The organism is Streptomyces beijiangensis (assembly GCF_017315755.1).
Classification (GTDB): Bacteria; Actinomycetota; Actinomycetes; order Streptomycetales; family Streptomycetaceae; genus Streptomyces; species Streptomyces beijiangensis.
In genome coordinates, this window is record NZ_JAFLRJ010000409.1 from 1 (window position 1) to 7,849 (window position 7,849).

The window sequence follows — 7,849 nt, forward strand, 5'->3', positions numbered from 1 at the left end:
GGTCGGGCGGGGGCGCGGGAACCGCCAAGTCCCCGGGAGCCGTCGACACGGTCGCGAAGAAGTCGGGACCGCCCTGGAAGTCCGGATACCAGGCGGACGTCGTGGTCGAGTTCGCCCAGCGCAGGCTGGTCGCGCTGGGCTCCAAGAACTCCTGCCGGCTCGCCGGGAACTGGACACCGGGCGTGATCGACGCCAACACCCGTACCTCCCTGGTCTGTTACCAGAAGGCCGTCGTGCGCGACGGACAGAACACCGGCCACAACACCGCCCAGATCTTCCGCACCGACCCCGAGGGCACCCTCGGCCGGGCCACGCTCACCTCGCTCTGGGCGCAGAGCGTCGACTGGAAGCAGGTCCAGCCCGGAGCGAAGAACTTCCAGGTCACCCAGGTCCTCGCGGCCTTCTGGTGGGCCTCCCAGGCGGGCATCAGCGACGACGATCTCGTACGCGACCGGGCCTATGCCCAGCAGGGCGCCGCCTATTGGAAGAGCGGTGGGTCCGACGCCGCCGCCGCCCCGTACGACAACTCCATGAAGGACAAGATCAAGCAGTACCAGGCCGCCGTGGGCATCAGCGCCACCGGAGTCGTGGACTCCGCGACCGTTCGGGCGATGGTCGGCGGTAGCCTCAACAAACCAGGAGTGGCTGGTCGTTAGGGTACGTGCGCTGCCCCCGTAACTGCCCTGGCGTACCTCCCCGGTGCGCTCGGGCACGGGTTGACTGCCTGCGTGAGTATGTGGAGTTCATTGGAGCCCGACGCGACGTCGGTGGAACCGGGATCGAACGCGAATGTGCGGCTGCGGCTGCGCAACACCGGGGACACGGTCGAGGAGTACCGGCTGACGATCGCCGGTGAGGCGAGCGGCTGGGCTCGGATCGAACCGCAGACGCTGCGCCTGTATCCCGGCGCCGAGGACACGGCCCAGATCATCTTCTCCCCGCCGAGGACGCCTGATGTCGAGGCGGGCCCGCGTCCGTTCGGTGTGCGGATCGTCCCGCAGGAGCACCCGCACACGGCAGAGGTCGTCGAGGGCCGGGTGACGGTGGGCCCCTTCGCCCAGGTCCACGCCGAGCTCGTGCCCCGCACCGTACGGGGACGCTTCCGGGGCAGGGGCAACGTCGTCGTCGACAACCTCGGCAACCGGCCGCTGACAGCCGCGTTCTCGGGCCGCAACAACGGCGACACCTTCACCGCGGAGACCGTGCCCGCGGCGGTCCAGCCCGCCCCCGGCCGGGCCGGCTTCGCCGAGGTGGAGCTGCGGCCGGAGCGGGTCAACTGGTTCGGGTCCGTGAAGCAGCACTCCTTCACCATCACGGTGGGAGCCCCAGGGTCCGAGCAGCCGGGTGAGCTGACCGGCACCTGGATCCAGCCGCCCGTCGTCCCGCGCTGGGCGCTGTCGCTGGTCGCGGCGCTGGTGGCGGTGGCCGTCGTACTGGTGGCGCTGTGGTTCCGGCACGATCCGGGGGTGACCAGCCAGGCGACCGAGAAGGCCGCCGCGGTCGCCAGCGCGCTTCCCTCGCCGTCCTTGTCGGCGGCGCCGAGTCCCAGCCCGCAGGCTCCGTCGCCGTCGGCTTCTGCCGGTGGTGGTGGAGGAGGAGGCCAGCCGGCGCCTTCGAAGAAGGCCCCGGCGCCGAAGAGCAACGCCGACGCGCCGCGGACTCTGCGCAGCCAGGCCAACAGCCTGCCGTTCCTCGATGTCTTCCAGGGCAGGCCCGACGACGGCACCAAGGTGACCACGGCCGGGTGGTCGGCCGAGACCACCGGCAAGAACCAGTGGTGGACCGTCCGCCACTACGACGACGGCACGGTCGCCCTGTCGCCGGGCAACGCCCCGAACAGCGTCCTCAACTCGAAGAAGGAAGACGACACCGTCCAGATCTGGTCGGTCGACCCCGAGGAGCTCCGCAAGGGCACGCTCCCCACCAACGAGCGGTGGAAGCTGGTGAAGCAGCCCGACGGGTCGGTGCAAATCGTGAGTGCCGAGAACGGCAAGTGCCTCACCGACATGACGACGGGCGACGCACCGGTGAAGGTCCTGGGCTGCGCGCCGTTCAACGACAACAACCACGTCTTCATGAACTGGAAGTTCGGAAGCACGCCGTAGGGCGGGGCCGTGTGCGGGGCCGTAGGCGGGCGGCCCCGCAGGGGCCGCTCAGGGCGCCCACGGCATCGTGTCCCGCATCACGAGCCGCCCCATCTTCACGTACTCCCGCCGCGCCCCGGTCCGTACGTCCGCACCCGTGACCGGACCGCCGTGGGCCGCCGCCAGATATCCGGCGGTCACGGCGGCCGACCGGATCGCCCCGCCCGCGAGCTCGAACTCCTTGGCGCACGCGGTCAGTTCGGCCTCCAGGTCGTCCGTCTGCGGCACCCCCGCCAGGCTCGACCGCCACAGCGCGAGCCGAAGCTCCACGTCCGGGAACGGGAAGTCGACGACCAGATCGAGCCGCCGGGTGAACGCGTCGTCCAGATTGGCCCGCAGGTTGGTGGTGAGGACGGCGACCCCCTCGAACGCCTCCAGGCGCTGCAGGAGGTACGCGCTCTCCAGGTTGGCGTAGCGGTCGTGCGAGCTGCGGACCTCCGAGCGCTTGCCGAAGACCGCGTCCGCCTCGTCGAAGAGCAGCACCGCGTCCGTACGGTCGGCCTCGGTGAAGATCCGCTCCAGGTTCTTCTCGGTCTCCCCCACGTACTTGTCGACGACGGCCGACAGGTCGACCACGTACATGTCGAGGCCGAGTTCACCGGCGATCACCTCGGCGGCCAGGGTCTTGCCGGTCCCCGACTCCCCGGCGAAGAGCGCGACCACCCCTTGCCCGCGCCCGCCGCCGGTCCGCAGCCTCCACTGGCCGAGGACGGTGGAGCGGTCACGTACCCGCCCCGCCAACTCCTTCAGCAGGCCGAGCGGTTCACCGGGCAGCACCAGATCGCCGAAGCCGACGGCCGGCCGTACGCGCCGTGCGTGACGTTCGAGCGCGGGCGCCGACAGCAGCCGCGCACTTTTCTGTACGTGTACGGGACTCAGCGGCACCCCTTCGAACGCGGCGAGCGCCGTGGCGGCCCGCGCGGCCCGGCGGACCTGCCCGCCGTCGAGCCGGTACGGAGCGACGGCCCGCGCCAGCTCCTCGTCGCCGATGGACGACAAGTCGTCGGCGGTGTAGGGGAGTTCGGCCCGCCACAACGCCACCGGATCCCGCTCGGACGACCCGCCCTGGACATCCTGGACATCCTGGACGTCGACGGCCAGCAATCCGGCGTCCGGGGCCCACTCGGGGTCGTAGGCGCCGGGCCCCGCGAACACCACCGTCACATCGGCCACCGCCATCGCCCGTACCAGTTCCGCGGGACGCTCCGGCAGTGGTTCCACCACGATCGCGGTTCCGGCCCCGCGCAGCCGGGCCTCCCGTACCAGCGCATGGGCGACACCGGGGTCCTGCCCGGTGGCGGGCGGCCTGTGCCGCAGCACGGTGCGCCCGGCGCCGCGCAGGGCGTCGGCCACGGCGTCCGCGCCACCGCCCCGCCGCTCCCGCAGATGTACGCGTACGCTGCCCGGTCCCGCGATCCGGGCGGCGACGGTGCCTTCGGCAGCTGCCGGGGCCTCGCGCGGACTCTGCAGGGTGACCCCCGCCGCGCGGAGACCGGCATCCAGGGTGTCATCGCCCAGCAGATGGGCCACCACACGCTCGGGAACCCTCAACTGCCGTCCGGGTAGCGGGCGTTCCTCCTCCTCGACGAGAAGCAGCCCGCCGTCCAGGAGGGGCGCGCCGGGATGGAAGCGGCCCCGGGCTTCGGGCTCGTAGGCGGCGCTGCCTGCCAGCGTGAGCGCCAGGTCGACGGTGGCCCGCCGCCGCCCGACATCGTCGTTGAGGTACCCGTACAGCGGCTCGAAGGAGCGGTGGACGTCGGGCGCCAGAGCGGCGAGCAGAATCGCCACATCGAGCTCGCCGAGTCCGAACCGGGCCGCCAGGCCCGGCATCCGGTCGTCGCCCTCACCGGTGCACCGGGCCCAGGCCCCGACTCCAGTGGGCCGTTCATCCGGTTCCGGCTCCGTCGCCAGCCGCCGGGCGGTGTCCTCGCTGACGTACAGCCCCCGCAGCGGATCGGCCGCCGTCGGATCGTCCGCGCTGCGGGCCTCCACCAGGGCGCCCGCCTCCTGCCGCAGCCCTGCGAGCCGCTCAAGCAGTGCACGCACTACTTCCCACCGTCCGCACTGTCCGCACTGTCCGCGCGGTCCGTGCCGTCCTTGACCCGCCGCAACATCCGCGGCCGGGAGTCCGAAGGCCCGCTCGGGAGCCCCCGCACCGAGACAGCAGCGCCCTCCGTCACCGGCGGAGCCACGTCGTACACCGGCGTCACCGGGAACGGTGTCGTGACCACCACGTCCAGCGAGGGCTTGAGCTCGCCGCCCAGCGCCGACCAGATGTCCGCGAGCGACCGCGACTCGGCGGGCGGTACGGCGACCGTCAGCGGAACCAGGACGTCCAGATCCCGCAGTACGGCGGGAAGCGTGTCGGCCGGCAGGTACTCGTGCGGCAGCAGACCCGCCAGCGCCGACGAGAGCAGCCGGTGCTCGTCCTCGGGCCGGGCGGTCCACGCCGTGAGCAGGTACGAAAGCCGGAACCACCGGGGCGGCTGGCGTCTGCGGAGGACCACGCCCCGGGCGTCCCGCTCCGCGTACGCACCGCGCTCGCGCCGGGTCACGTCCTCGCGGATGTCGTACAGATAGGCGTTGAGCGTGGGGGTGTTGCGCCGGGCCGCCCAGTCGCGGGTCGGCGCCTCGAAGACGACCTTACCCGTCCCCTCGGGCAGGGCCGCGCCCCGCAGCACGCGTCGCAGGGCCTCGTCGATCTCGTGGATCATCTAGATGTATCCCTCGCGCAGCGCGTATGCGACCGCATGCGCGCGATTGGTGAGCTGCAGCCGCGTCATCAGCGCGTGCAGGATGTTCTTCACGGTCCGTTCGGAGTACGCGAGTTTCTCGGATATCTGCCGGGTGTCGAGCCCTTCGGCGACCAGCCGCACGACGTCCACCTCGCGTGCCGCCATGCCGAACAGCGGCAGCACCCCGCCGGAACCGCCCACTTCGCTGGCGGCGGTGGACCGGCGCAGCCGCCCCACCTGGACCAGCAGCCGGCTGATCAGATCGGGGGGCAGTTCGCCCTCGCCGCGCGCCGCGCTGTGGACCGCCTTGAGCAGCCGCGCCTCGGTGGCCTGGTGGCGCCAGAGGATGGCCCTGACACCGCACTCCACCACCTTCAGCAGCTCCGGCTCCCGCAGCTCCCGGACGACGAGCACCACATGCTCGTCCCCGCCGCGTGAGATCCGCCGCAGTTCGGCGACGGTGGTCTCGTCCACCTGGTCGGCGAGCGCCACGGCGACGGTGTCCGTCGTGTCCGGTGGAGTGTCCGCGGCCGGATCGACCAGCCGTATCGTCGGCTGGTGCCGCAGATGGCTGATGGCTCCGGCCCGGCTCAGCGGATCGGATCCGTGCACGGTCACCGTGACGCGCTGCGCGAGCATGCGTGCGACCTGCCCCTCCTTGTTGCGTACCCAAAGGAACAGATTGACGGAGGCCGATCAACAATCGATTGACGCGCGATCAACGGGACCTGTCCGTTCCGCATTCTCATTTTTCTCAGGATCCACAGTCGCCCCTCATGCCCCTGACAGGTTTCCTCCCTATGGTCCCGTCCCATGACTGAAGCTCAAGGACCCGCACACAAAAGGAACATGACGCGCCGTCGGGCCGTCGTCGCAGGTGGGGCGGCTGTGGCCGCCGTCGGGATCGGGGGCGCGATCGTCACGACCGCATCCGCGTCCCAGGAGTCCGGGAAGTCCGGCGCGTCCGGCAAGTCCGGGAAGAAGCAGCCCGGCACCCCGGGTGAGGCCTGCTACAAGCTCACCTCGGAGACCACAGAGGGCCCGTACTACATCGACGCGGACAAGATCCGCCGGGATGTCACCGAGGACAAGGAGGGCATCCCCTTCGCCCTTCGTATCAAGGTGATCGACTCGGAGAGCTGCAAGCCGCTGCGGCGTGCGGCCGTCGACATCTGGCACTGCGACGCGCTCGGCATCTACTCGGGTTACGAGGCTGCCTCCCAGGGCGGCGGCGGTGGCGGAGGTACGCCCCCGAGCGGAGCCCCCACCGACGCACCCACGGGCACCCCCACCGGCACCCCGCCCTCCGGCGGACCGGGCGGCGGCGGTGGCGGCAAGACCGACCCGACCGACGAGAACCGCTACCTCCGCGGCACCTGGCTCACCGACCACGACGGCTTCGTCGAGTTCAAGACGGTCTTCCCGGGCTGGTACCGCGGCCGCGCCGTGCACATCCACACCAAGGTGCACGTGGGCGGCAAGATGACCGACGCCGGTTACGAGGGCGGGCACACCTGCCACACCGGCCAGTTCTTCTTCGACGAGACCTCGGTCCTCGCCTCCGCCGAGGTGGCTCCGTACGCGACGAACACCACGGAGCGCACGACCCTCACCGAGGACACCATCTACGACCAGAGCGGTGTCACGGGCGGCCTGCTCAAGCTCCGCTACAAGAAGGACCGCATCGCACGCGGAGTCCAGGCCTCCATCACGGTCGGTGTCGACCCGGACGACACGCAGGAGGGCGAGGACTGGGTCACGTCCACCTCCTCCGCGTCCGCCACGCCCTCCGCCTCCTGAACTCCCCCCACGGGAGTCCGCACCGGAGAGAGCCCCCGGAACCGAAAGGTTCCGGGGGCCTTCTTCTGTGGTGCGGAAGACCAAGGGCGGACCGAGGACAGGGCAAGGCAACCTGAACGGCACCCCACCGCGTTCCACAGGCGTGGGAGACCGGACAGGACGGCGAGGACATGATGCGTGGCGGCGACTTCGAGGCGTTCGTCGCCGCCCGGGGACCGCGGCTGCTGCGGACGGCCTGGCTGCTGACGGGCGACGCGCATCTCGCGGAGGACCTGCTGCAGACCGCGCTCGCCAAGGTGTGGCCGAAGTGGGAGCGGATAGCCCAGGACCACCCCGAGGCGTACATCCGCAAGGTCCTCGTCACCACGCACACCTCCTGGTGGCGAAGACACTGGCGCGGCGAGGTGCCGACGGGGGAGCTGCCGGAGAGCGCCGGGGCGGCCGACCCGTACGCGGACGTCGACCTGGAACAGTCCCTCGCCGCCGCGATCCGCTCCCTGCCCGCCCGCCAGCGCGCGGTGATCGTGCTGCGGTACTTCGAGGACCTGAGCGTCGAGGAGACGGCGGCCACGCTGGGCTGCGCCCCCGGCACGGTCAAGAGCCAGGCGTCCAAGGGCCTGCGCACCCTGCGGACCGCGCTCCCCGCCAGGGCGGAGGAGCTTCATGACTGAGGACCCGTACGAGAACCCGCACGAGAACCCGCACGAGAACCNNCGGCGCCCTCGCCCTCGTACACCTCCGTGTACTTCCCCGGGATAGAAGGCCTCGACCTCCGCCTCCCCACCGGCTGGCACACCGGGACGACGGGGTACAAGGCGGCCGCCGCGCCCGAGCCCTTCCCNNCCCGCCCGCTCTGATCGAAATGCTGACGGTGTCGAAGGAGTGCAGGCTCCTGGGCGGCACCGAGGAGTACTCGGCCCTGATCGGAACCCCGTCCGCCGCCAAGACCGTGGTCCTCACCCTCTGCACCTCGGGCCCGGCGTCCCCTCTGCTCGCCGACGTCCGCCGTGCCGTGGAACAGGCGCAGTTCCCTGGCCTCAGCCCCACTCCCGGCCAGCCGATGAAAGAAGCAAGATGAACCACCCCCGTACGGCCACAGCCGCCGTACTCCTGACCACTGCCCTGCTCCTGACGGCAGCCTGCGGTACGAAGTCCCCCGCACCCGCGGCC

The 7,849-nt window shown here is 71.3% G+C and carries 8 protein-coding genes; 5 read left to right on the forward strand and 3 right to left on the reverse strand.

The window, feature by feature from the left end; all coding sequences use genetic code 11:
* A partial coding sequence (locus J0695_RS32895) for a peptidoglycan-binding domain-containing protein (protein WP_206968374.1) occupies nt 1-656 on the forward strand: 656 nt, incomplete at its 5' end.
* A gap of 72 nt (nt 657-728) precedes the next feature.
* The gene (locus tag J0695_RS32900; RefSeq protein WP_206968375.1) at nt 729-2,105 is read left to right on the forward strand and encodes an RICIN domain-containing protein; all 1,377 of its coding nucleotides are present in this window, start codon (nt 729-731) and stop codon (nt 2,103-2,105) included.
* A gap of 48 nt (nt 2,106-2,153) precedes the next feature.
* Here J0695_RS32900 and J0695_RS32905 read toward each other — a convergent pair whose 3' ends face one another.
* Genes J0695_RS32905 through J0695_RS32915 form a run of 3 tightly spaced genes read right to left on the reverse strand, consistent with a single transcriptional unit; the run spans nt 2,154 to nt 5,518 of the window.
* Nucleotides 2,154-4,190 carry an ATP-binding protein gene (locus tag J0695_RS32905; protein ID WP_206968377.1) on the reverse strand — a complete coding sequence of 679 codons (2,037 nt, stop codon included), beginning with the start codon at nt 4,188-4,190 and terminating at the stop codon, nt 2,154-2,156.
* Nucleotides 4,190-4,858, reverse strand: a complete 669-nt coding sequence (locus J0695_RS32910; RefSeq protein WP_206968379.1) for a Pvc16 family protein — start codon at nt 4,856-4,858, stop codon at nt 4,190-4,192. The genes J0695_RS32905 and J0695_RS32910 overlap by 1 nt, the downstream gene beginning before the upstream one ends.
* Nucleotides 4,859-5,518, reverse strand: a complete 660-nt coding sequence (locus tag J0695_RS32915; RefSeq protein ID WP_206968380.1) for a helix-turn-helix transcriptional regulator — start codon at nt 5,516-5,518, stop codon at nt 4,859-4,861.
* A 210-nt stretch (nt 5,519-5,728) separates the two neighbouring features.
* Here J0695_RS32915 and J0695_RS32920 point away from each other — a divergent pair, with 210 nt between their 5' ends.
* From J0695_RS32920 to J0695_RS32930, 3 genes are all read left to right on the forward strand, one after another.
* Nucleotides 5,729-6,679, forward strand: coding sequence for an intradiol ring-cleavage dioxygenase (locus tag J0695_RS32920; RefSeq protein WP_443726664.1), 951 nt, complete (start codon nt 5,729-5,731; stop codon nt 6,677-6,679).
* A 173-nt stretch (nt 6,680-6,852) separates the two neighbouring features.
* Nucleotides 6,853-7,350, forward strand: a complete 498-nt coding sequence (locus J0695_RS32925; protein ID WP_206968386.1) for a SigE family RNA polymerase sigma factor — start codon at nt 6,853-6,855, stop codon at nt 7,348-7,350.
* 191 nt (nt 7,351-7,541) lie between these two features.
* Nucleotides 7,542-7,757 carry a hypothetical protein gene (locus J0695_RS32930; protein WP_206968384.1) on the forward strand — a complete coding sequence of 72 codons (216 nt, stop codon included), beginning with the start codon at nt 7,542-7,544 and terminating at the stop codon, nt 7,755-7,757.
* Nucleotides 7,758-7,849 lie beyond the last annotated feature (92 nt).